Source organism: Catenuloplanes japonicus (genome assembly GCF_000717135.1).
GTDB classification, from domain to species: Bacteria; Actinomycetota; Actinomycetes; order Mycobacteriales; family Micromonosporaceae; genus Catenuloplanes; species Catenuloplanes japonicus.
This window is the reverse complement of sequence record NZ_JNXY01000003.1, coordinates 200,280-222,321: the sequence shown is the minus strand read 5'-3', so window position 1 is coordinate 222,321 and position 22,042 is coordinate 200,280. Positions and strand designations below refer to the sequence as shown.

Sequence of the window (22,042 nt, the reverse complement as noted above, 5' to 3'; positions counted from 1 at the left end):
GGCCGTTCCCTGGCCCGCGCAGGGAAGGACCGATAACGCGATGAAGAGACCTCTCGTCCTGGCGGGCGCCGCGATCACGGCGCTCGCGCTGCTGGCCGGCTGCGGCGGCACGGACGCTTCCGATGGCAAGACCACGCTCAGCGTCGCCGCGCTCGAGGGCGGCTACGGCCGCGACATGTATACGCAGGTCATCGACGCCTACAAGAAGTCCCACCCGGGCGTCGAGGTGACGCTGCAGATCTCGAAGAGCATCGAGGACGAGATCTCGCCGAACATGAAGGCCGGCCGCTTCCCCGACGTGGTCGTGCTCGGCCAGGGCCGCGAGGCCGCACTGACCGAGACGCTGATCAAGGACAGGGCGCTGGAGGACCTGACGCCGCTGCTCACGACCACGGTCGACGGCAAGCCGCTCGGCGAGAAGCTGACCGACGGCATCGTGGGCAACCTGAACACGAACCCGTACGGCGACGACAAGACCTTCCTCATGCCGATGTACTACGCGCCGACCGGCCTGTTCTACAACAAGGGCCTGCTCGCGGCCAAGGGCTGGACCGTGCCGGCCACCTGGGACGAGATGTTCGCGCTCGGCGACAAGGCCAAGGCCGAGGGCATCGCGCTCTTCACCTACCCGACCGCCGGATACCTCGACTCGTTCTTCTTCGCGCTGCTGGCCGATGTCGGAGGCGAGTCGTTCTACACGGACGTGATGACGTACAGGGAGGGCGTCTGGCAGACCGCGCAGGCGCGCCAGGCCCTGGACATCACCACCCGCCTGCTCTCCTACGCCGCACCCACCACGGTCGGATACGCCAACCAGCAGGACTTCACGAAGAACCAGCAGTCGATCCTGGACAACAAGGCGCTGTTCATGCCGAACGGCACCTGGATCGTCGGCGAGATGGCGGACGCGCCGCGTGCGGACGGGTTCGCCTGGGCGCTCACGCCGCTGCCCGCGGTCACGGCCGGCGGCAACCGCTACATCACCACGTCCGTCGAGTCGGTCTGGATCCCCGGCGCGGCCAAGAACAAGGACGCGGCCCGCGAGTTCGTCGCCTACCTCTACTCGGACGAGGCCGCGAAGATCTTCGCGGGGTCGAACGCGATCCAGCCGCTCACCGGCATCGCGGAGACGCTCCCGGCCGAGCAGGCCGAGTTCTACCAGGTCTACACCGAGCCCGGCGTCGCGGCACTGGTCGGTGGCTTCGCCGGCACGCCGCCGGTCGAGGGCGTGGACATCAAGAAGACGCTCTTCGACACCGCGAACAGCATCATCAGCGGCGACAAGACCGAGGACCAGTGGCAGGCCGCGCTGCACGAGGCCAGCGAGAAACTGCGCCAGGCCGCCTGACCCCCACGCTTCCGGCGGCGGTCACACCTCTCTCCCGCGAGACCGCCGCCGGAACCCGCTCAAAGGACCCGCCCCGGTGACCCTGCAAAGACCGCGGCGCGGCAACGGCGGCTTCGTGCTCGCCTGCCTGCTCCCCGCGCTGATCCTGTTCGCCGTGTTCATGGTGCTGCCGACCATCAACGTGTTCCGGATGTCGTTCTACGCGTGGAGCGGCTTCTCCCCCGACCCGCGCTTCGTCGGCCTGGACAACTTCACCCGCCTGCTCGACGACGACAATGTCATCCGCGCGTTCCAGAACACGGTGACGCTGCTGGTGGTGGTCACGATCGTCACCATGAGCGCCGGGCTGTTCCTGGCCGCCATCATGACCCGGCAGCGCCTGCGCGGCCGTAACCTGCTGCGCTTCGTGCTCTACATCCCGAACGTGCTCTCCGTCGTCGTCATCGCCGCGATCTTCTCCGCCGTCTACGACCAGGAGAACGGGCTGCTCAACGGCGTGCTGCGGGTGATCGGGCCGGACACCTGGCAGCAGGTCTGGCTCGGCGACCAGAAGATCGTGCTCTACTCCGTGGCGATCGCGATGGTCTGGCAGTCGCTCGGCTACTACATGGTCCTCTACATGTCGAGCATGGCCAGCATCCCCGAGGAGCTCTACGAGGCGACCGCGCTCGACGGTGCGTCCGCGACCCGGCAGTTCTTCGACCTGACGCTGCCACTGATCTGGCAGAACCTGCGCACGACGCTGACGTTCTTCATCATGAGCGCGGTCAACCTGAGTTTCGTGCTGGTCCGCGCCATGACCGGCGGCGGGCCGGACGGATCGTCCGAGGTGCTGCTCAGCTACATGTACAAGCAGGCGTACACGAACTCGTCGTACGGCTACGGCATGGCGATCGGCGTCGTCATCTTCGCGTTCTCTTTCCTGGTGTCGCTGCTGGTCTCCCGCGCGACCCGCCGCGAACCCCTCCAGTTCTGAGGTTTCTGATGCTGTTGAAAAGGGGCTTCACCTACACGCTGGTCGGTGCGATCGCGCTGCTGATCGCCGTGCCGGTCGGCTGGGTGCTGGTCGCGTCGCTCAAGACCAAGGGCGAGTTCTACGGCAGCCCGTGGGCGCTCCCCGAGGGCCTGCACTGGCGCAACTACACGGACGCGTTCCTCGACGCCCGCATGGGGCAATATTTCCTGACGTCCGTGCTGGTCACCGCGCTCGGCCTGGTGCTGGTGCTGCTGGTGAGCGTGCCCGCGGCCTACGTGGTGGCGCGCTACGAGTTCCGCGGCCGGGGCTTCGTCGAGGCGCTGCTGATGGCCGGGCTGTTCGTCAACGTGAACTACATCGTCGTACCCATCTTCCTGATGCTCGTGGATTGGGACCGCGCGCTGATCGACGCGTTCCCGGACGGGTTCTTCATCGACAACCCCGCCATGCTCTCGCTGGTCTACGCCGCGACCTCGATCCCGTTCACCATCTACCTGCTCACGGCCTATTTCCGAAGCATTCCCAAGGAGTACGAGGAAGCGGCGTCGATGGACGGGGCCGGGCGGCTGCGCGTGATGACCACGGTCATGCTGCCGATGGCCCGGCCCGCCGTGACCACCGTGATCCTGTTCAACTTCCTCGCCTACTGGAACGACTTCATCATCGCGCTCACGCTGCTGCCCGGCGACGGCAAGACCGTGCAGGTGGGCCTGCTCAACCTGATGACCGCGCAGAAGGCCGCGGCCGACTACGGGCGCCTCTACGCCGGCATGGTCATCGTGATCGTCCCGGTCCTGATCCTCTACGCCGTCATCCAGCGGCGTCTGATCGAGGGCATGGCCGCCGGCGGAGTGAAGGGCTGAACCCGTTGCTACGAAACGTCTTCATGACCGTGGTCGCGGCCGCCTGCGTCGCGGTCGTCGTCCACGCCCGCACCACGATCGGCTGGGGCAGCCTCGGCCAGGCGCTCGGCGCGCTGGGCGTGCTGCTCCTGCTCCTGGCGCTCTACAACCGGAGGTTCCACACGTGAGCACCGCTGCGCAGCTAGCCGCGGTCCGGCCCTCGCTCCGCCAGCTGACCTGGCAGGCGATGGAGTTCTACGGCTTCGTGCACGTCGGCATGAACACGATGACCGACCGCGAGTGGGGTCCCGGCCACGACGACCCCGCGCTGTTCGACCCGGCCGCGCTCGACGCTGATCAGTGGGTCAGCGCGCTTCGGAGTGCGGGCATGACCGGCGTCATCCTCACCGCCAAGCACCACGACGGCTTCTGCCTGTGGCCGAGCGACGTCACCACCTACACCGTGGCCGCCTCGCCGTGGCACCGCGACCTGGTCCGCGAGGTCTCCGACGCCGCACGGCGGCACGGCCTCAAGTTCGGCGTCTACCTGTCGCCGTGGGATCGCACGGAAGCCTCCTACGGCTCCGGCACCGCCTACGACGACTTCTACGTCGCCCAGCTCACCGAGCTGCTCACCCGGTACGGGCCGATCTTCACGGTCTGGCTCGACGGCGCCAACGGCGAAGGACCCGACGGCAGGCGGCAGGTGTACGACTGGGCGCGCTACTACGCGGTCGTGCGCACGCTGCAACCGGACGCCGTGATCAACGTGTGCGGCCCGGACGTGCGCTGGTGCGGCAACGAGGCCGGCGCGACCCGCCCCGACGAGTGGAGCGTGGTCCCGCGCGCGCTCCAGGACGCCGAGGGCATCGCGGACAAGTCCCAGAAGGCGGACGACGGCACGTTCTCCCGCCTGGTCCGCACGGACGCGGACGACCTGGGCTCGCGGGCCGCGCTGGCGGACTACGACGGCGAGCTGGTCTGGTACCCGGCCGAGGTCAACACGTCGATCCGGCCCGGCTGGTTCCACCACCCGGCCGAGGACGACGCGGTGCGGTCCGCGGACGAGCTGTTCACCATCTGGCAGCGGTCGGTCGGCGGGAACTCGACGTTCCTGCTGAACGTGCCACCGGCCCGGGACGGCCTGTTCCACAAGAACGACGTGGCCGTGCTGGAGGAGCTGGGGCGCCGGATCGCGGACTTCCGGGCCCGCCGGCTGACCGGTCAGACCGTGTGGGTGTCGTCCGGCGCGGTCGGCGACGCGGACGTGGCCTGGCCCCGGCGCGGCGAGACACCCTGGCGGCCGGAGCCGGACGACCGATCGCCGTCCGTGACCATCCACTTCGGGGAGACGGCTTCCGTCGAGGCCGTGGTGATCGGGGAGCACATCGCGGAGGGGCAGCGGATCGAGCACCTGGTGGTGAGCGGGCTGCGGGACGGCGAGTGGGTCTGGCTGGGCCGGGCCCACGCGGTCGGCTACCAGCGGATCGTGACGTTCCCGGCGTGCGCGCTGGAGGCGGTCAAGGTGCAGATCTTCGAGTCACGCGACGTGCCGGTGGTGTCCCGGGTCGCGGCGATCGGCGCGGCTCACGCACCTGTGCCGGCCCGGATGCGCGGACCGGCTCACCCCGGCGGACCGGCCCGAGCCGGCGGATCACCGAGGGCCGAGCGGTGAGCCGCCGGGCAGCGGCTCAGGCGAGGTCCGGCGGAGCGGCAGCGCGACCCCGTCGGGCCGCTGCCAGGCCCGGCACGGCGGCACCGCGGCCATCGCGGTGGGCGATCATCGCCTTCGCCGGCGTCTGGGTCACCATCGCGGCGCTCGCCGTGACCGGGTTCCTGATCACCTCGCGCCCGTCGCCGATCGCGACCGTGGCCGGGACCGAGGTCACCCGCGATGAGCTGCTGTTCCACATGCGGCGACTCGCGCCGACCGTGCAGAACGAGCTGGGACTGACCGGCCCCTGGGACCGGGCGGCGACGGACACGCTCGCGGACCGCGCGCTGACCGAGATCAAGGCCGACCGCGCGCTGCTGACGCTCGCCCGCGAGCAGGGGCTCGTCACCTCCGTCGACCACACCGGATTCCTGCGCGACCTGGCCGCGGAGAACAGGCGCCGCGCCGAGTCCACCGAGGTCGTCTACGGCCTGACCGAATTCACCGCCGAGGAGTTCTGGTCGCACCGGCGCACCGCACTGACCACTCAGGTGGAGCAGCGGCTCAGCAGGACGGCAGGCGACCCGCTCTGGGTCACGGACGACGAGGTGCGCGCCGCCTACGACGCGGATCCGGACTCCTGGAACGCGAACGCGACGACCTACGCGTACCGGAAGCTGGTCGTCCCGGTTGTCGACGACGCGGCGGCGGCGAGCCTGCGGCAGCGTGTCGCCGACGCGGCCACCCTCAAGGACATCACCGCGGACGGCGCCGTGCTCACCACCGGCACGCTCGACGGCGGTGCCACCACCGGCCTGAACACGCCCGACCAGGACCTGCACGCCGTGCTGACCGCGCTGCAGCCGGGCGAGATCTCCGCGCCGGTCGCCGGTGCCGGGCAGGTCACCTACTACGAGCTCGACGGCCGCACCGTGGACGAGCAGGCGGCGTACGCCGACTACTCCCGGCGGATCCGGCAGTCGCTGGTCGAGCAGCGGCTCGGCCGACTCCTGCAGCACCGCGCCGACAGCGGCGAGTTCGTCGTCGACGATGCGGCGCTGGCCGCCATCAACCCGGAGGACGTGCAGTGAGACCACCCCGTCTGCTCATCCCGCTCCTGGCCGCCGTGCTGGCCGTGCCACTGATGCCGTCCCCCGCGTCGGCCGCCCCGGACGCGACGCCCAAGGCCGCCTGGCCCGGGAACACCGCCAACCCGTACGGCGGCCGTGACTACTACATCGACGGCACCGCAGGCCGGGACACCGCGGCCGGCACGTCGCGGACCACCGCGTGGCGCACGCTCACCAAGGCCAACGGCGTCACGTTCGCGCCCGGCGACCGGATCCTGCTCAAGGCCGGCACCCAGTGGCAGAACCAGCAGCTGTGGCCGAAGGGCTCCGGCGCGTCCGGCCGGCCGATCACCATCTCCGCCTACGGCGACGCGGGCGCGCGCCGGCCGTACATCGCCACGAACGGCCGGGTGCCGAGCCCGTTCAAGGCGGACGGCACGAAGAACCCGGACACCGTGGGTCAGACCGGCGCGATCGTGCTGCGCAACCAGCAGTACTTCCACATCGACAACGTGGAGCTGTCGAACGACGACGACTTCGCCACGAACATCACCACCGGGTCGTACGTGCGTGACGGCATCATGGTCTCGATCAACGCGGATCTGCTGCCGGCCGGCGCGGACTCCGTCATGGACGGTTTCCGGATCCACGACGTCTACGTGCACGACCTGGACGGGCCGTCGAGCTGGCAGAAGATCCACTACGGGGCGGTGAACTTCCAGGTCTTCGGGTCGAAGAGCTACCAGGCGTACCCGACCGGCGGGCACTACTTCAAGGACGTCCGGATCGAGAACAACACGTTCCGGACGGTGGAGCTGCACGCGATCCAGTTCGCGTTCAACTGGTTCGACGCGAACGGCACGGACGCCGGCCAGTACGACGAGGCCGGGAAGTTCCACGAGGGCTGGGAGCAGCTCTGGGTCCGCACCCGGGACCTCTACAGCCGCGACGTCTACATCGGGCACAACTACGCGGAAAGTGTCGGTCAGGGCGCGATCCAGCTGGCTGACACGAAGAACATGACGGTGGAGTACAACGAGGTCAACGGCTTCCTGGAACGGTACGACGCGGTCTCCTGCGGCCTCTACCTGTGGGCCGGCGCGGACTCGGTCATGCAGTTCAACGAGGTGTACGGCGGCCCGGACAACGAGTACGACGGCACGCCCTGGGACCTGGAGTACACGAACTTCAACGTCACCTACCAGTTCAACTACTCGCACGACAACGAGGCCGGCTGGATGGCCTACATGGGCAACAGCTCCAACTCGGTGGCGCGCTACAACCTGAGCGTCAACGACAACGGCGTGCTCGTGAAGAACATGCTCTCCACGAACTACTCCCCGACGTACTTCGCGAACAACACGTTCGTCTACGACGGCGCGGACCTGGACTGGGTGCACGACGAGACGTTCCTCAGCCCGGTCTACTTCCTGAACAACATCTTCTACAACTACTCGGCGACCACGACCACGCCCTGGTACCGGAAGACCGGCGCGCTGCGGCAGGCCGTGTTCTCGAACAACGACTACTACGAGGCGAGCGGCACCCACTCCGCGCAGGAGCCCGCGGACCCGCGCGGCCTGCGCACCGATCCGCGCTTCGCCGGCGACCCGGCGCAGTACGTGACCGGCGCCGGCGTGACCAACATCCGGACCGCGGCCGCGCACTTCGCGCTGCGGCCGGGATCGCCGCTGATCGACGCCGGCCGCTACAACCCGCACCTCGGCACGCAGGACTTCCTCGGCACGCACGTCTACTACGGCGCCGGGCCGGACATCGGGCACACCGAGGCCCGCGCCGGCGCGCAGGTGCCGGACCCGGTGGACACGGACCCGGTCGAGGACGACGGCGCGGGCCGGACGAACCTGGCGCTGGGTGCGACGGCCACGGCCAGCTCCACGCATCCGGGCGCGAACGGCACGCTCGGCGCCGTCAACCTGACCGACGGCCGTCTTGCGACACGGTGGGCAGCGGCTGACGCCGCGGCGTACCCGATAAATCTTGATCTTGATCTTGGCTCTTCCGCCGTCAGCTTCGACGAGGTCTACCTGGACGAGTACACCGATGCCGGCACGAACCCGCGCGTGCAGTCGTTCGCGCTGCAACGGTGGGACGCCGCGACCGGCGCGTGGGTGACGTTCGCGTCGCGGACCACCGGCATCGGCCACGACCTGACCGTCACCGGCTTCGGCACGGTGGCGACCACGCGGCTGCGCGTCTCGCTGACCTCCGCGGTCGCCGGCGAGATCTACACCCCCACGCTGACGGAGATCCAGCTCTACCTCTAGAAGATCAAGAACAAGGGCCGCCGGGGGTACGCCTCCGGCGGCCCTCTGCGCGTACATGATCGAATTCCGCACACGATGCGTTGATCCGTGACGGCTTTCCGTGCGTGCCATTAGTGGGCGGGACAGCAGGCCGACGGATGGGAGTCTCTCGTGGCGCGTGACGGCGGCGAAGCGGGTCAGACCGTGGCGAACGGCGGGCTTCCGTCGCTGGTCGCGCTGGAGGCGGACGCGGGCGGCACGCCACCGGGCTGGCCCTCGATCGCGGACTACTGGCCGGACGCGCCGCACCGGATCGGACCGGCGGCGGACGTCTACCAGCTGGACGAGAACGCGGCGCCCGTTCTCGCGGACAACGCGAGAACGGAGGGACCGGTCCGGCTGGATCCGCCGCCGGTGAACGTGCTGCGGCGGCCGCCGGCGGCGTTCACGCCGGAGAAGGCCGAGGCGAAGGCCGGATCCGCTCCGGAAGAGACCGGGGTGGCGCCGGACAGCGCCGGGTTCATGCCGGAGCCGGCCGATGCCGCTCCGGGCCGGGCCGGGAGCGCACCGGGGAAGGCCGACGCCGTGCCGGGCAAGGTGGGGTTCGCGCCGGGAAGGGCCGAGATCGCCCCGGAACAGCCGGTGACGGAGGAAGTCCCGCCCGGTGTGGCGGCGGCCGCCGGTGCGGCGGCGGGTCTCGGCGCGCAAGATCAGGATCCCGGGAAGCCGACGGCCCGCGGCTGGGGTGCGTCGCCGCACGACGACGGGCCGCGGGATCCGTTCGAGGACCTGATCCTGGCCGAGGACTTCCAGCACCTGCCCGCCGCGCAGAACGACGACCTGCACTGGGACGGCGAGACCTCGTCAGTCCCGCGGACCGGGCGCGGCGGCAGGGTGCTGGCCACGGTCGCGCTGGCGTTGCTGCTGCTCGTCGGCCTGACCGCGCTGATCGTGGTGCAGCTGCCCGGCGGCGCGGACGACCGGAACACCACGGCCGGGCCTGCGGTACCGGACGCGGCCGGGCCCGATGAGGAAGCGGCTCCCCCGGCCGCGCCGGAGGCCGACGCACCGGCGGAGGCACCGGCCGACGACGGGCTCACCGCGTCCGCGCCGCTGGGCGGCCTCGAGGAGGCCACGTTCGCACTGCTCACGGACGCGACCGTGCTCTCGGTGCGGACCACCTCGCTGGACGACGATCTCTTCCGGATCAGCACGCCGGAGCAGAGCGGCGTGCGCGCGAACGCGGTCACCGAGGACGACGAGGTCCGGCTGTTCCTGAAGCCGAGCGAGAACGAGGACAGCACCGCCGAGGTCGAGGTGCTGCTCAGCGACCAGGTCCGCTGGTCGGTGCGGCTGCTGGCCGGCGTGGACGAGGGCGAGGTGGACCTGAGCGCGGCCGACGTGGCCGAGGTGACGCTCGCGGGCGGCGCGACCACGATCGACCTGAGCCTGCCCAGCCCGACCGGCACGCTCCCGATCACGCTCACCAAGGGCGCGAACCAGCTGACGATCCGCACGCCCGGCCGCGCACCGGCCCGCGTCGCGATCCGGCAGGGCGCCGGGAAGCTGGAGATCGACGGCCGCTCCAAGAACGGCATCGGCAAGGGCGAGGTCTTCCAGACCAGCGACTGGCAGGCCGCCACCGACCGCCTCGACCTGGACGCCTCCGCCGGCCTCGGCACGCTGACCATCGAATCAGCCTGACCATCGAATCGGCCTGAGTCGCCGAACAGGCCTCGGCCCGCCCCGGCCTCCCGGGCCACGACGGACCGAGCGAGCCGCCCCGGACCGTCGTGGCCCGGGGCGGCCCGCCCGTCAGGTCAGGCGTCGAGCAGCGACAGGTGCCCGGCGGGACGGACCCGGCGCCAGGCCACCACCATGAACGCGATGAAGCCGAGCAGTGGCAGCACCGCGATCGACCAGCTCAGCGCGAGCGGCGGGCCGGGCTGCGCGACCACCGGGATGTCCCGCAGCTCGCCCACGCCGCGACCGGCCGGCCCGTCGATGGTGAACCGGAACGTGTACGGCGTCGCCTGCGGCAGCGCCGCAATGTCCAGGCCCCAGACCTCGCGCTTGCGGGGGTGCCTGGCCAGGTCCACGACCCGGTCGTCCACCTTGAAGCCGGGCCCGACCCGCTCCAGCGTGCCGGTCTTGCCGTCCAGCCCGTCGTCCGGGATGAAGCTGAAGTCCAGCGACTGCATGGCCCTGATCGGCCAGCGGGAGAAGCCGACCGTCATGGCGTACGGGCCTGCCTGCACCCGCTCCGTGTGCACCACCTCGACCGGCTCGTAGGCCTGGGCCGGCGAGGGCGTCGCCACCAGGAGCAGCACGCCGGCGGCAAGCGCCGCGACGACGGCCCGGGGACGGGATCCGATACGCATCTCAGTTGCCCTTCACGGCGGCGGGACGGTTCATCAGCAGCACGGCGAGCCGGGGCGCGAGATGCCCGGCGCCCGCGCCGGCCACGGCGCCGCAGACCGCGACGGCCGTGAGCAGCCCGAGCGGCGGGAAGTGCGGCAATCCGAGCTCGCCGGCGAGCGAGAACTGGGCGAGCTGCGACGCGCTGACGATCAGTCCGCCACCCGCGCCCGCGATCGGCGCCCGCCACCGGTACAGGCGATGTCCCGGACGCCCGAGCCGCCACAGGGTCAGCGTCACCACGGCCGCGGCGACGATCATCAGGATGGGCAGCCGGACCGGGAACGAGGGCGCGTCGTTCTGCACCGCGTCGCGGATCGGCAGACCGACCGAGTCCGCGTAGAGGTGCGCCGCCCAGGGCGAGAACACCCAGAGGAAGGCCTGCAACGCGGCGATGCTGCCACCGATCGCCAGCGGTGCCATGGCGCTGCGCATCAGCATCGCGGCCATGATGAACAGCAGCATGCTGAAGAAGCCCTTGGCGATCAGCGAGACGTCGAACGGCGCCGGGATCGGCTCGAACGCGGTGGTGATGAACGGGCTGAACACGGTCAGCAGCGTGACGGCGACGACCAGCCCCCGCTTGGCCCACCGGGCCGGCAGCCCGGCGGCACAGACGATGATCGTGCCGGTCATGGTCAGCGAGATGTTCAGGAACAGGCCGACGTGCGGCGGCGAGGTGCTGTCCGCGTCGAATCCGTAGATCCCGTGCCACCACAGGTCGCCCAGCCCGTAGAGCAGGAAGGCCGCGGCCGACACCCCGGCGACCAGGTAGCCGAGCGGCGCGGTGAAGATGCCGCCGAAGACCCGTACCGGAGGGCCGCCGACCGTGGGCTCGGCCGCGTGGCCGGCCCGCTGCCGCCAGGTCGCCCGCAGCACCATGATCAGGCTGACGATGCCGGCCATCGCGGTGCCGGCATAGATGAACAGGTGCGGCAGCGTGAAGAACGTGTCCGGGCCGACGTCGTGATGCCACTGGATGTCCCAGCTGCCGCCGACGAGCGACAGCACCGGGCCGATCAGGACCGCTGTCACGCCGGCCGCGGCCGGATCGATCCGGTCGCGCACTCCGCGTGCGACCGTGGTGGTGCCGCCCCCTGCGGGGTAGGCGGCTGCTGCGGTGCTCATGGTCATTCTCCGTTCTGACGAACCGGCTGGGGGTCAGCCGGTGATGGCGAGTGGAAAGACGACGGGCTCGGCGCCGGCCACGGTGACCAGCAGGCGCCAGTGCCCCGGGCTCATCAGGTGCACGCCGGAGGCGAGGTGGCCGGCGCCGTCCACGACCTCGGCCCGCAACGGCGGCGTGGCGTGGCCCATGGCCGGCTCGACCGCCTGGACCGTGATCGGCGGGAGCCCGCCCCGCCCCTGCCGCCGGTCCACGGTCAGCGCGAGCGTGACCATCCCGGCGCGGTCGTCGGGCAGACTGACGGTCACCACGTACTCCGCGTTCCCGGACGTGAAGCTCAGCGGCGGCCGGGGCCGGGTGCCGATCGCGACGGCCGCACAGACCAGCAGCGTCGCGAACAGCGCGGCGATCCACGGCCCGGCACTCCCCCGTTCGGACCGCAGGGACCAGGCGTTCATGAGACCTCCAGGAGGTACGGGACGGTGAGGATCGTGAAGTCACGCTCGGCCTGCAGCCACAGCCGATAGGTGCCGGGCGCCGGGAACGTGTAGACGAAGGACACGTCCGGGCCGTACGCGGCCACGGTCTCGTCCGCCGGGCTGTCCCCGTTGAGCGGCATCAGCCCGGCCGCACCCAGCCCGTGGTCGGCCCCCATCGAGTGGCTGTGCGCCCAGATCTCCGCCTGCTGGACGGCCGCGCCGCTGTCGGGAGCGTCCGGCGGCAGCGGTCCCGCGACGATCAGATGGCCGACCATGCCGAGCCAGGGCTGCAGCGTGTTGCTGTCGCCGATCCGCGCGGTCAGCAGCGTGCCGGCCCCGGCGACCGGTCGTTCCGGCGCGTCCATCCGGACCGTCACGCCGCCCGCCTCACGGTCGGCGATCCCGGCCGTCAGCGACTCGGGTGCCGCGGCGGCACCGTCCACGGTGAATCCACGCGGCGACCGCATCAGCTGCGGTCCGCCGCCGCGCCGGGCCAGCTCGGCCGAGACCGCGTAGTGCCCCGCGTACGGCGCCGTGAACCGCACCTCGAACGTGCCCGGCGCGGTCAGCACCGGGTGCAGATGCCAGAGCCGCCCGGCCGGCCCCGCGATCAGCAGGTGCATCAGCGCGGCGTCGTGCACCACCGCGTCGTCGACCGGCAGCCCGGTCGCGCCGTCGCTCAGCGCGAACGTGATGACCGTGGTCTCGCCGGTCCGTACCGGCGTGTTCCGCAGCGCCATCAGCGCCGGTGGCCGCGACCGGTGCGGTCCTTCCACGCGCAGCACCGCATAGGGGTTGTCCGCGCCGTCCACCGTGGGGTCCGCGTGCTGGTCCGGGGCCGGTGTCGACGCGGAGAGCAGCGCCGCCGTCACCGCGGTCGCACAGGCCGCCACCAGCCCGCCCGCCGGCAGGTACACCCACCCGCCCTGCCGCGCCCGGACCGCCACCACCAGCGTGGCCACCAGCAGCACGCCCGCGGCCACGAATCCGAGGTAGACCGTGGACTCCGCCGGCGAGTTCGCCGGCCGCGGCACCTCGAACGGGATCCGGGCCCGCTGGGCACCGTCGTCCAGCCACAGCTCCCACGGCCCGGCCCGGCCGATCTCCAGTACCGCCGGACGGCTGCCCGCGGCCGCGCCGAGCGTCACCGTGACGGCCTCGCCCGCCACCCCGGCCCCGCGCCCCACGTCCGGGTCCGACGCCGCCCCCACCGGTGCCACCGCCAGCCGCAGCGTCCCCGGCGGCGACCCGGCGTGCGTCACCACGTCCACGTGCAGCGGTCCGGGAATGGCGCTCACCCGCCGCAGGACGACGGTCAGCTCCCGGTCGCCGAGCGTCTGCGCGACCTGAATGTCAGCGCCGGCCATCCCGTCCGCATGCGCGGCGGTGGCCGGACCCAGCACCGCCACGGCCGCGACCGTCAGCGCCAGCACCACGTGTTTGATGTTCATCGCGGTACACGCTATGGGCGATATTCACCGCAATCGTCCGGCTGGAGAGCTATGCCGGATACCTCGCGAGAGCTACCCCGAAGATCACAACCCCCTGGGGGTACGGCCGCCACCTGCATCGATGGCGGCCGTCTCCCGTCAGGCTGTGCCGGTCAGGACCTCGAACAGGTCGGCGCGGCACTGAAGCCCGGCGGCACGGAGGGCTGCGACCCGGGCGACCTGCTGGTCGGCGGGGAGCGCGTGCAGCGTGTCCCACGCCTGGGTGGTGACGGCGCGGTCCTCGTCGACGTAGGCCTCGGGCGGATCGGTGCGGTTCAGGAGCCAGGCGGCGGCCACGGCACGGGCGGCCATCTGGCGGGACTCGGCCTCGCGGGTGGTGTAGCCCGCGCAGACCAGCGTGCCGGCGCCGTCGAGCAGGGATTCGACCAGGGTGCGGCCGCCGCCGGTCACCAGGCCGCCGTCGCTGTCGATGGTCAGCTGCACCCGTACCGTCGAAGGCTCTTGAAGGGTGTCGGCGGCGAAGCCGAAGTAGTGCGTGTCCTGGATCAGTTCCACCGGCGCGTTCGGCAGGCGGCCGAGCGCGGTCAGCGCCTCGCGGGCCGGGCCGGTCAGCTCCGGCAGCACGGTCGCGTAGGCGCGGGTCACGCACACCCGCGGCGTGCCCTCGGCGCAGACCAGTGCGGTCGCGCCGGGATCCGGGCGGACGGCCTGCGCGGCGGACGGCAGCACCAGCAGCGCGGCGGCCAGGCCCACGACCAGCGTCACGCCGGCCGGGATCAACGCGGCGCGCCGGGGCCGGTACGGCAGCGTGTAGAGCAGGAATCCGGTGAGGCCGAGCGCGGTGAACCAGATCGCCTGACCGGCGTTCGCCTGTGCTCCCACCCGCAGGAACTCGGTGGTGACGTCGCTGTCCGGGACGTAGGACGGGTCGAGCAGCAGGACGCGGGCGTCCGCCGACCGTCCGGCGAACTCCAGCCCGGCCAGCACCACGGTCGCACCGAGCAGGGACAGCGGGATCGTCCACAGTGACGGGAGCGCGCGGCCGAGCGCCAGGCCGAGCAGACCGCCTGCGGCGATGCCGAGCGCGCCGACCAGCAGCGACCAGGGCCAGGCGGACGGCCAGTAGGTGTCCGCGTCCAGCACGGCCAGGCCGATCGTGTCCGCGAGCGCGGCCAGGTAGACCGCGGCCAGGCCTCCGCAGAGCAGCGTGGCGCGCAGCACCAGGCGGGACCACGGCCGGCGGGACGTGGCGCCGAGCAGTTCGGACGTGCCGGCCGCGCCGTCGCGGCGGCCGATGATGACGCCGATGGTCAGCGCCAGCGGCCAGAGCAGGAACAGCGAACTACGGTGGCCGATGACGGTCTTGCCGACCAGGCCGGGCCACTGCGGGTCCATGCCGTCGATCGACATCGCGTGCGCGGCCAGCAGCATGAACGCGATCAGCCAGGGCAGCCAGGTGCGGCGCAGTTCCAGGATCGTCAGCCGGATGGTCATCGCAGCACCTCCACGTACCCTCGCTCGAATGTGCTGGTCAGCTCGTCGCCACCGTCGCCGGCCCGCGCGGCCAGCTCGTCCGGCGTGCCCCGGAACGCGACCTTGCCCTCGCTGAGCACGATCAGGTCCGTGCAGGCCGCGGCCACGTCCTCGACCACGTGCGTCGCGATGACCACGCAGGCGGTACGCCCGAGGCCGCGCAGCAGCGTGCGCAGCTCCTGCCGCTGTCCGGGGTCGACGCCGGCGGTCGGCTCGTCCAGGATCAGCAGCGCGGGGTCGCCGATCAGCGCCTGCGCCAGCCCGGCGCGGCGGACCATGCCGCCGGAGAGCGTGCGCAGCTTGTCGTCCGCGCGGGCAGTCAGGCCGACCTGGTCGATCGCGCGCTGGGCCGCGGCCGGGATGTCGTGTGCCGGCAGTTCCTTGAGCCAGGCCAGGTACTCGACGAACTCCCGTACCGTGAAGCGCTTGTAGTAGCCGAAGGCCTGCGGCAGGTAGCCCAGCCCACGCCGCACCGCGCGCAGGTCGCCACCGTCGTGGACGGCCTGACCGATCAGTTCGAGCGTGCCGGCGGCGGGCGGCTGCACGGTGGCGAGCGCGCGCAGCAGCGTGGTCTTCCCGGCCCCGTTCGGCCCGAGCACGCCGTGCACGCCGGGGCCCAGGTCCAGGTCGATGCCGTCGACGGCCAGGCGGCGCCCGGCGCGGACCGACAGGCCCTCGGCCTTGACCGGCCAGACCAGCGGCCGTTCCTCTTCTATCGCTCGCATCAGCGCGACGTTCCTTCCAGTTGGAATCGGTAGCGGAACCGGGTCAGCGCGGCCGCGGCACACACGATCACCGCGAGCCAGCCCGGAGTGGCGGCCGCGTCCAGCAGCACCGGGTCGGTCAGGTCGGACAGCGTGGGCAGGATGACGCCCAGCGACCAGAGCACGGTCACGCCGATCGCGGCCCGCGTGACGCCGGCCAGCGCGCCCACGGCCAGCACCACGGTCGTGAACGCGAGGCCGGGCAGCAGCCAGCGGGCCGGGGACGCGCCGACCGCGAGACCGGCCAGCGCCACCGGGGGCAGCGTGACCAGCAACGCCACCAGCGTCCGGCGCAGCACCAGCGGCAGGCCGGACCGGGGAGCGACCGCGACCAGCGCGTGCGCCGGGTCGGTCCACCGGTTCCAGGACACGGCCACGCCGAGCATCGGGACCAGCGGCGCGATCAGGAGCAGCAGCGGCGGCATGTCGTCGGGGCCGGCGGCCTCGAGCAGCGTCGCGGCCAGCGGGACCGCGACCGTCATGGCAAGCCAGGGCAGGATCGCGGGTACGGCCCAGCGGGCCAGCGTGCGGCGCAGCCGGTGGCGGGCCTGCCAGAGCCGTCCGCGGCCGGGGCCGAGCCGGGGCGCGATCTCCAGCCGGATCGATTCGACCAGCGCGGGCAGCTCCGGGTCGGCCTCGATCGCGACGGCCATCCGGGCCCGGCACTCCGGGCAGGTCTCCAGGTGTGCCTCCAGCACCCAGAGCGTCTCCTCGGGCAGGTCGTCGCCGGTCGCGTAGCGGGCCAGCAGGTCATCGGAAATACAGCTCATGACAGCGCCCTCCGCAGTTCGATCCGGGCCCGGCGCACCCGGGTCTTCACCGTGCCCTCGGGCACGCCCAGCAGCGCGGACGTCTCCCGCGCGGTCAGGCCGTCCAGGACCATGGCGCGCAGCACCGTGCGCAGCTCCGGCGCGAGCCGGCCCAGCGCGGCCGCGAGCGCGGCGTCCGGGATGCCGTCCAGCACCTCGTCCTCGGCCGCGGGCGACGTCGCCCGGTGCGGCTCGCCGGTCAGCGGCACCTCGTCGTGGCGGGCCTGGCGCCGGAACGCGTCCACCAGGCGGCGGGCCGCGATCGTCCAGAGCCAGCCGGCGGCGCTTCCACCCATCGGATCACCCACGTAGCCGGGGGCTGCCCGCCAGGCCGCCAGATACGACTCCTGCATCACCTCGGCGACCAGCTCGGCGTCGCGGCAACGGCGACGCAGGCGCACCACGAGCCACGGCGCGGTACGCCGATAGAACTCGTCGAACGCGGCCCGGTCGCCGCGGCCGATGCGCCGCAGCAACTCCTCCTCGTCCATCCCCGCACTGTGGTTCACGCCCGGTCAGTCGTCGCCGCGACACGGCAGAGATTGCGGTACGAATGTGACGTGGGCCACACATGAAGCGAGGCGCCGCCCCGCGGGGCAGCGCCTCGGCGGTGCTGTTCGGCGTTCAGCAGACGAGCGAACGCCGGGCGACCGGGAAGTCGAAGTACGTGTCCGGGAACGGCTCGCCGACCAGCGTGAAGTGCCACCACTCCAGGTCGTAGACCCTGAAGCCGGCCGCGACCATCGCGTCGCGCAGCTGCAACCGGTTCGCCAGCGGCCGCCCGGCGATCCGCGGGTCGAACGTGTTCGCGCGCGGGTCGAAGCAGTCGTAGCCCGTACCCATGTCGATGGTGTTGTCCGGGAATCGCCGCGACACCGGCGCATAGCAGGAGACCAGCGGCTCACCCGGGACGTAGGGCCGCTGCGGCGCCGCGGGAAGCCGCACGATCGTCAGGTCGACCGTGCTGCCGCGCGAGTGACCGGACCGGTAGGAGATGTAGCCGTCCTCGAAGAGAGTGGTCTTGTCCACGTCCGGGTAGAACTCGGCCTTCGTGAGCGTGTCACCCAGATCCTCGGCCCAGGCCGCGAAGTGGTCGACCGCGCGCTGCGGGCGGTAGCAGTCGTACATCTTGAGCGAGAGGCCCCGCCTCCGCAGCCCCGCCTGCACCACCTTCAGCGCCTGCACCGCCGGCCGGGTCACGATGCACAGCGGCTCGACGTAACCGTTCACCGGCCGTCCCACGAAGTTGTGCGCGGTCTTGTAGCGGATGTCCATCAGGATCGTCGGATCGACCTTGGCCAGGTTGACGAAGTCGGCGGGCGCGGCGACCTCCGCATGGGCGACACCGGGCGCGCCGGCGAGCACGGAGACCACGACAGCGGCGAGCACCAGAAGACGACGTTTCATCGTTTCCCCATCCGATCAGCGGTATGGATCTTCCGGTGCCCATCATTACCACCGTCCAGAGTGGAGTCACTACCCTTTGTGTAAAATTCATCGACCCTGTTCGACGGGTCAGAGCGGCATCACGTCCATGTCGCAGTTCGCGCGCCGCCACTTGACCGCGTCCTTGGTGGCCAGGTGGTTCACGCCCAGCACCCGCACGTAGCGCTCCACGGTCTCCCGGTGCAGCGCCTCCGCCTCCGCCTCCCGGCCGAGTTCCCGCAGGTCGATCGCCAGGTTCAGCGCGGCCGCGAGCGTGGACGGATGATCCGCCCCCATCGACGCGCGGTAGAGCTCGATCTGGCCCTGGTCCAGGTCGTACGCGGCTGCGATGTCCCCCAGCGCGAACAGGTCACTGGCCAGGTTCGTGGTGCAGCTGAGCGTCAGCACATGCTCCGGGCCGATGCTGTCGCGCAGCCGGACCAGCGTGGTCTCGTTCAGCGCGCGGGCCTCCTGCGGACTGCCCTGCGCGCGCAGGATGATCGCCAGGTTGGCCTCGGCGGCCTGCGAGTGCGGGTGCGCCTCACCCAGCGTGGCGCGGAACCGCTGGATGTTCTCGGTCGCCACCTCCCGCGCGCGATCCAGCCGCCCGGCCTGGCGGAGGTCGAGCGAGAGGTTGAGCGCGGCGGACATCGTGCCCGGGTTGTCCGGGCCGAACGCGGCCTCGTACCGCTGCAACGCATCCTCGGAGATCGACAGCGCGCCCGGATGCTCGCCGGCCTTGCGGCGGGTGACGGAGAGGCTCCGGTTCGTCTCGACTGTCTGCGGGTCGCGCTCGCCGAGGCTCTCGACGAACGACTCGGCCAGGCGCTCGAACTCCTCGTGCGAGGCGATGTAGTCGCCGAGCTGCCGCCGGTCGATCAGCACGCCGCGCTGCGCGCGCAGGCTCTCCTCGTGGTTCTGCCCGTAGACCTGGACCTTCCGCTGCCAGGTGGCCTCGTCGATGTCGCGCGCCTCGTCGAACCGGGCCACCAGCCGCAGGCTGACCGCGAGGTTGTGGGCCGCGTTCAGCGTGAGCGGGTCGTCGTCGCCGAACAGTTGCACGCAGCGGTCGTAGACCTCGCGGGACAGGTCCAGCGCCTCCTGGAACCTGCCCTCCACGCGACGGTCGGACGCGACCGCCTGCATCGCCTCCAGCAGGCTCTCCGCGTTGTCGTCCGGGCCGCGCTCGTGGCGCTCCAGCAGCGACGCGTTCAGCGCGGCCGCCTCCCGGTAGCGCCCCAGCGAGAACAGCACGTAGCCCAGCCAGCGGCCGATCTCCATCGTCTGCGGCGCCTCGCGGCCCAGCGTCCTCTTCCAGGCGTTGTACGCGCTCTGCGAGATGCTCAGGCTCTCCTGCGGGTTCCCCCAGTACGAGTGGTACTTGGCCTCGCCGATGACCAGGTCGCGCACCCAGTCGTCCTCCGCGTCCGTGATCGCGCCGGACGCGACCAGGTGCGGGTAGAGCTCGCCGTAGAGCTGCCAGCGCCCGCGATCGGCCGGTTCCTGCGGGTTGTTCGTGGCGAGCAACTGGTGGGCCGCGTGCCGCATGGCCACGCGTTCCTCCGGTGTCATGCGCTCGATGAGGACGGCCTGGACCAGGCGATGCATCTGGATCGTGTTCTTCGCGTGGTCGATGCGGGCCAGCGCGTACCGATTGATCTCCCGGATGGCCCGGCCCAGCTGGATCGGGTCGCGCAGCGCCGAGCCCAGCTCCGGCGTGACCTGCATCCGGTGGCCGTTGGACAGCAGCGTGCGCGCGATCGGCTCCGGCGCGAGGAACGCGCAGAGTTGCAGCAGGCGCAGTGAGGCCGGTCGGGTGCGGGCGAGGTGGTCGAGCGACACGTTCCACGCGGCGGCGACCGGCAGTTGGTAGTCGGCCGGCGGTGACATCTCCATCAGCTCGATGCGTTTCTCCCGGAACAGCGCGAGATATTCGCCGGCCTGCATCCCGGTCTCGGCCAGCCACGCGGCGGCCTGCTCGATCGCCAGCGGCAGATCGCCCAGGACCTCGGCGAGCGCGTCGGACTCGGCCGGTGCGAGCGTCGGCGCACGGCGGGTGAGCAGCGCCTGGCTCTCGGCCCGCCGGAACACGTCCACCTCGACCGCCTTGGCCACGGACGACCACTGCGGATTACGTGACGTCACCAGGATGTGGCCGGGGCCGCCGAGCGGGAAGTACTGCCGCACATCGTCCGGCGTGTCCGCATTATCGAAGATCAACAGCCATCGCGCGTACGGCACGCCGACTCGCAACGCCTCCTTCACCGCCGGGACGGCCGCCGCCTCCGCCTTCACGGGCAGCCGGAGCTTCTGCGCCAGCTCTGCCATGGACGCGACGACCTGGGCGGGCCGCTCCGCCGGAATCCACCAGACCACGTCGTACTCACTGGCATTCAGGTAGACGAACTCCACCACCACCTGCGTCTTCCCGACGCCGCCCATGCCGTGCAGCGCCTCCGGCAGCACCGCGGTCGTGCCACCGGTCAGCCGCTCGTGCACCTGCGCGAGCAACTCGGACCGGCCGGTGAAGTTGGGATTCCGCGGTGGAACGCTGCCCCAGATCGCCGGCACCTTGACCGACGGCCGGGGTGCACTGGTCGCGACGGTCTCAGGCTCCTGGCCCAGTGACATCTCCGCCTCCATAGCCTCATGGGCGGCCGCGGTGGCGACCAGCCCCTGGATGTGCCCGGCCAGTCGCAGATGCGCCCCGGACAGGGCCCGCAACACCGCGGCCTGGACCTCCGCGAACCGCCGCTCGCCGGGCGGCAGCTCGTCGATGCTCATCGTGGGATCGGCGACCGACTCGGCGGTACGCCGGACGGCCGGCAGTCCACCGAGGCGCGCGCCGAGGACGCGTACCACGCTGCGGATGGTGGATCTCCTGGCCAAGGCCAGCAGCCCGGCGCGAACGTCCGGGTCGAAATCGTGGGTGACCAGGCCGTCGGCGTCCGCGTCCGGATCCGGCGGGATCGGCCGGACCAGGCCGGAGACGAGGATCTCGGCCAGATGCTCGGGTCGCGAGCCAGGCAACAGCTCGGCCTGCACCAGCCTCATCACGTCGAGGTTGAGCGGGGCCGCGGCCAGGCAGGTGGCCAGCTCGTACGCCTCCGGCGACGCCACCGCCTTGAACGTGGCGACCGAGGCGGGCGCGCCGGGCCGCCGGTCGCGGGGGCGGTCACGAGGCTGGTCACGGGGCTGGTCACGGGGAAACAGGAGGCACGGCAGGTCCGCGGCGCCCGGACCGGGGCGAAGCGCGAGGCCGAGCCAGGCGCCGAACCAGCCCGGATCCAGCTCCAGCAGCGGAACCGGTACGCAGCCGTCCGCGTCCCCCGCCTGGAGGGCACCTTCCACCGTCCGGACGATCCGCCGAGGTCCCGCGGTCAGGCAGGTGCGGCGCCACATCTGGTGCGGGAGCAGGTGGACGACCGCGACCGGGCCGGCCTCGGCCCACTGTCGCACCGCCTCGTCGTGCACGCCACGGCACCAGCCCGGATCGGCGCCGTCGGTGAAGAGCAGCAGCAGGCGGGGCGTGGTCGCCGGGTCGCCGGCGGTGCCGAGCGGGCGAGTCCGGACCGCGCCCACCGACGGCAGCCCGGCCAGCAGCGAGGCGAAGTCCGTGATCGTCTCCCGCCACACCGCCATCGACGGGTAGCCGTCGACCAGGAGCACCACGTCGTATCCGGCCGCGCCCGCGAACGCCCCGGCGAACTCGTCCGCCGGCAGCGGCCTGGTGACGACCGGCCAGTGGGCCTCGGCACCGTCCGGCAGCCGCACCACGCGCTGAATGACACGGCCGTCGAAAGCGTTCTCCACCACTGAAGAATCGTCGCCACGCATAACGACTCCGGAAATGTCATCAACCTGCGCCGACCGCTCCCGA

The 22,042-nt window shown here is 71.6% G+C and carries 18 protein-coding genes; 8 read left to right on the top strand and 10 right to left on the bottom strand.

Features of this window, described 5'->3' with window-relative positions; all coding sequences use genetic code 11:
- The first annotated feature begins 40 nt into the window (after window positions 1-40).
- From OP04_RS06570 to OP04_RS06535, 8 genes are all read left to right on the top strand, one after another.
- On the top strand, window positions 41-1,348 hold the full coding sequence (locus tag OP04_RS06570; protein WP_033338590.1) for a carbohydrate ABC transporter substrate-binding protein: 1,308 nt from the start codon (window positions 41-43) through the stop codon (window positions 1,346-1,348).
- 76 nt (window positions 1,349-1,424) lie between these two features.
- On the top strand, window positions 1,425-2,324 hold the full coding sequence (locus OP04_RS06565; RefSeq protein WP_232323498.1) for a carbohydrate ABC transporter permease: 900 nt from the start codon (window positions 1,425-1,427) through the stop codon (window positions 2,322-2,324).
- Window positions 2,325-2,332: 8 nt separating this feature from the next.
- The gene (locus tag OP04_RS06560; protein ID WP_033338589.1) at window positions 2,333-3,187 is read left to right on the top strand and encodes a carbohydrate ABC transporter permease; all 855 of its coding nucleotides are present in this window, start codon (window positions 2,333-2,335) and stop codon (window positions 3,185-3,187) included.
- 5 nt (window positions 3,188-3,192) lie between these two features.
- The gene (locus tag OP04_RS53015; protein ID WP_408606706.1) at window positions 3,193-3,354 is read left to right on the top strand and encodes a DUF6903 family protein; all 162 of its coding nucleotides are present in this window, start codon (window positions 3,193-3,195) and stop codon (window positions 3,352-3,354) included.
- Window positions 3,351-4,841: an alpha-L-fucosidase gene (locus OP04_RS06555; RefSeq protein WP_198153743.1), complete on the top strand. Its 1,491-nt coding sequence runs from the start codon at window positions 3,351-3,353 to the stop codon at window positions 4,839-4,841. The genes OP04_RS53015 and OP04_RS06555 overlap by 4 nt, the downstream gene beginning before the upstream one ends.
- A 149-nt stretch (window positions 4,842-4,990) precedes the next feature.
- On the top strand, window positions 4,991-5,911 hold the full coding sequence (locus OP04_RS06545) for a peptidylprolyl isomerase (protein ID WP_157239372.1): 921 nt from the start codon (window positions 4,991-4,993) through the stop codon (window positions 5,909-5,911).
- The gene (locus OP04_RS06540) at window positions 5,908-8,178 is read left to right on the top strand and encodes a right-handed parallel beta-helix repeat-containing protein (RefSeq protein ID WP_051797197.1); all 2,271 of its coding nucleotides are present in this window, start codon (window positions 5,908-5,910) and stop codon (window positions 8,176-8,178) included. The genes OP04_RS06545 and OP04_RS06540 overlap by 4 nt, the downstream gene beginning before the upstream one ends.
- 150 nt (window positions 8,179-8,328) lie before the next feature.
- A complete protein-coding gene (locus OP04_RS06535) occupies window positions 8,329-9,861 on the top strand; it encodes a hypothetical protein (protein ID WP_033338586.1) in 1,533 nt (510 codons plus the stop codon).
- 116 nt (window positions 9,862-9,977) lie between these two features.
- On the opposite strand, the gene OP04_RS06530 is transcribed toward OP04_RS06535, so the two are convergent.
- The 10 genes from OP04_RS06530 to fxsT form a co-directional block, all read right to left on the bottom strand.
- On the bottom strand, window positions 9,978-10,538 hold the full coding sequence (locus OP04_RS06530) for a hypothetical protein (RefSeq protein WP_033338585.1): 561 nt from the start codon (window positions 10,536-10,538) through the stop codon (window positions 9,978-9,980).
- 1 nt (window position 10,539) lies between these two features.
- Window positions 10,540-11,703, bottom strand: coding sequence for a hypothetical protein (locus OP04_RS06525; RefSeq protein WP_157239371.1), 1,164 nt, complete (start codon window positions 11,701-11,703; stop codon window positions 10,540-10,542).
- A gap of 33 nt (window positions 11,704-11,736) precedes the next feature.
- A complete protein-coding gene (locus tag OP04_RS06520) occupies window positions 11,737-12,159 on the bottom strand; it encodes a hypothetical protein (protein ID WP_033338584.1) in 423 nt (140 codons plus the stop codon).
- On the bottom strand, window positions 12,156-13,631 hold the full coding sequence (locus OP04_RS06515) for a hypothetical protein (protein WP_198153742.1): 1,476 nt from the start codon (window positions 13,629-13,631) through the stop codon (window positions 12,156-12,158). Before OP04_RS06515 ends, OP04_RS06520 begins: the two co-directional genes overlap by 4 nt.
- 138 nt (window positions 13,632-13,769) lie before the next feature.
- A complete protein-coding gene (locus OP04_RS06510) occupies window positions 13,770-15,125 on the bottom strand; it encodes a hypothetical protein (protein ID WP_033338583.1) in 1,356 nt (451 codons plus the stop codon).
- Complete coding sequence (locus tag OP04_RS06505) at window positions 15,122-15,889, bottom strand: ATP-binding cassette domain-containing protein (RefSeq protein ID WP_033338582.1); 768 nt, start codon at window positions 15,887-15,889, stop codon at window positions 15,122-15,124. The genes OP04_RS06510 and OP04_RS06505 overlap by 4 nt, the downstream gene beginning before the upstream one ends.
- Window positions 15,889-16,698 (bottom strand): zf-HC2 domain-containing protein, encoded by an 810-nt coding sequence (locus tag OP04_RS06500; protein ID WP_051797195.1) that lies wholly within the window; start codon window positions 16,696-16,698, stop codon window positions 15,889-15,891. The genes OP04_RS06505 and OP04_RS06500 overlap by 1 nt, the downstream gene beginning before the upstream one ends.
- Complete coding sequence (locus OP04_RS06495) at window positions 16,695-17,228, bottom strand: RNA polymerase sigma factor (RefSeq protein ID WP_033338581.1); 534 nt, start codon at window positions 17,226-17,228, stop codon at window positions 16,695-16,697. The genes OP04_RS06500 and OP04_RS06495 overlap by 4 nt, the downstream gene beginning before the upstream one ends.
- 133 nt (window positions 17,229-17,361) lie before the next feature.
- Entirely contained in the window at window positions 17,362-18,144 is a 783-nt protein-coding gene (locus tag OP04_RS06490) for a M15 family metallopeptidase (RefSeq protein WP_033338580.1), read from the bottom strand.
- 108 nt (window positions 18,145-18,252) lie between these two features.
- Window positions 18,253-21,978, bottom strand: coding sequence for an FxSxx-COOH system tetratricopeptide repeat protein (gene fxsT, locus OP04_RS06485; protein WP_051797194.1), 3,726 nt, complete (start codon window positions 21,976-21,978; stop codon window positions 18,253-18,255).
- Window positions 21,979-22,042 lie beyond the last annotated feature (64 nt).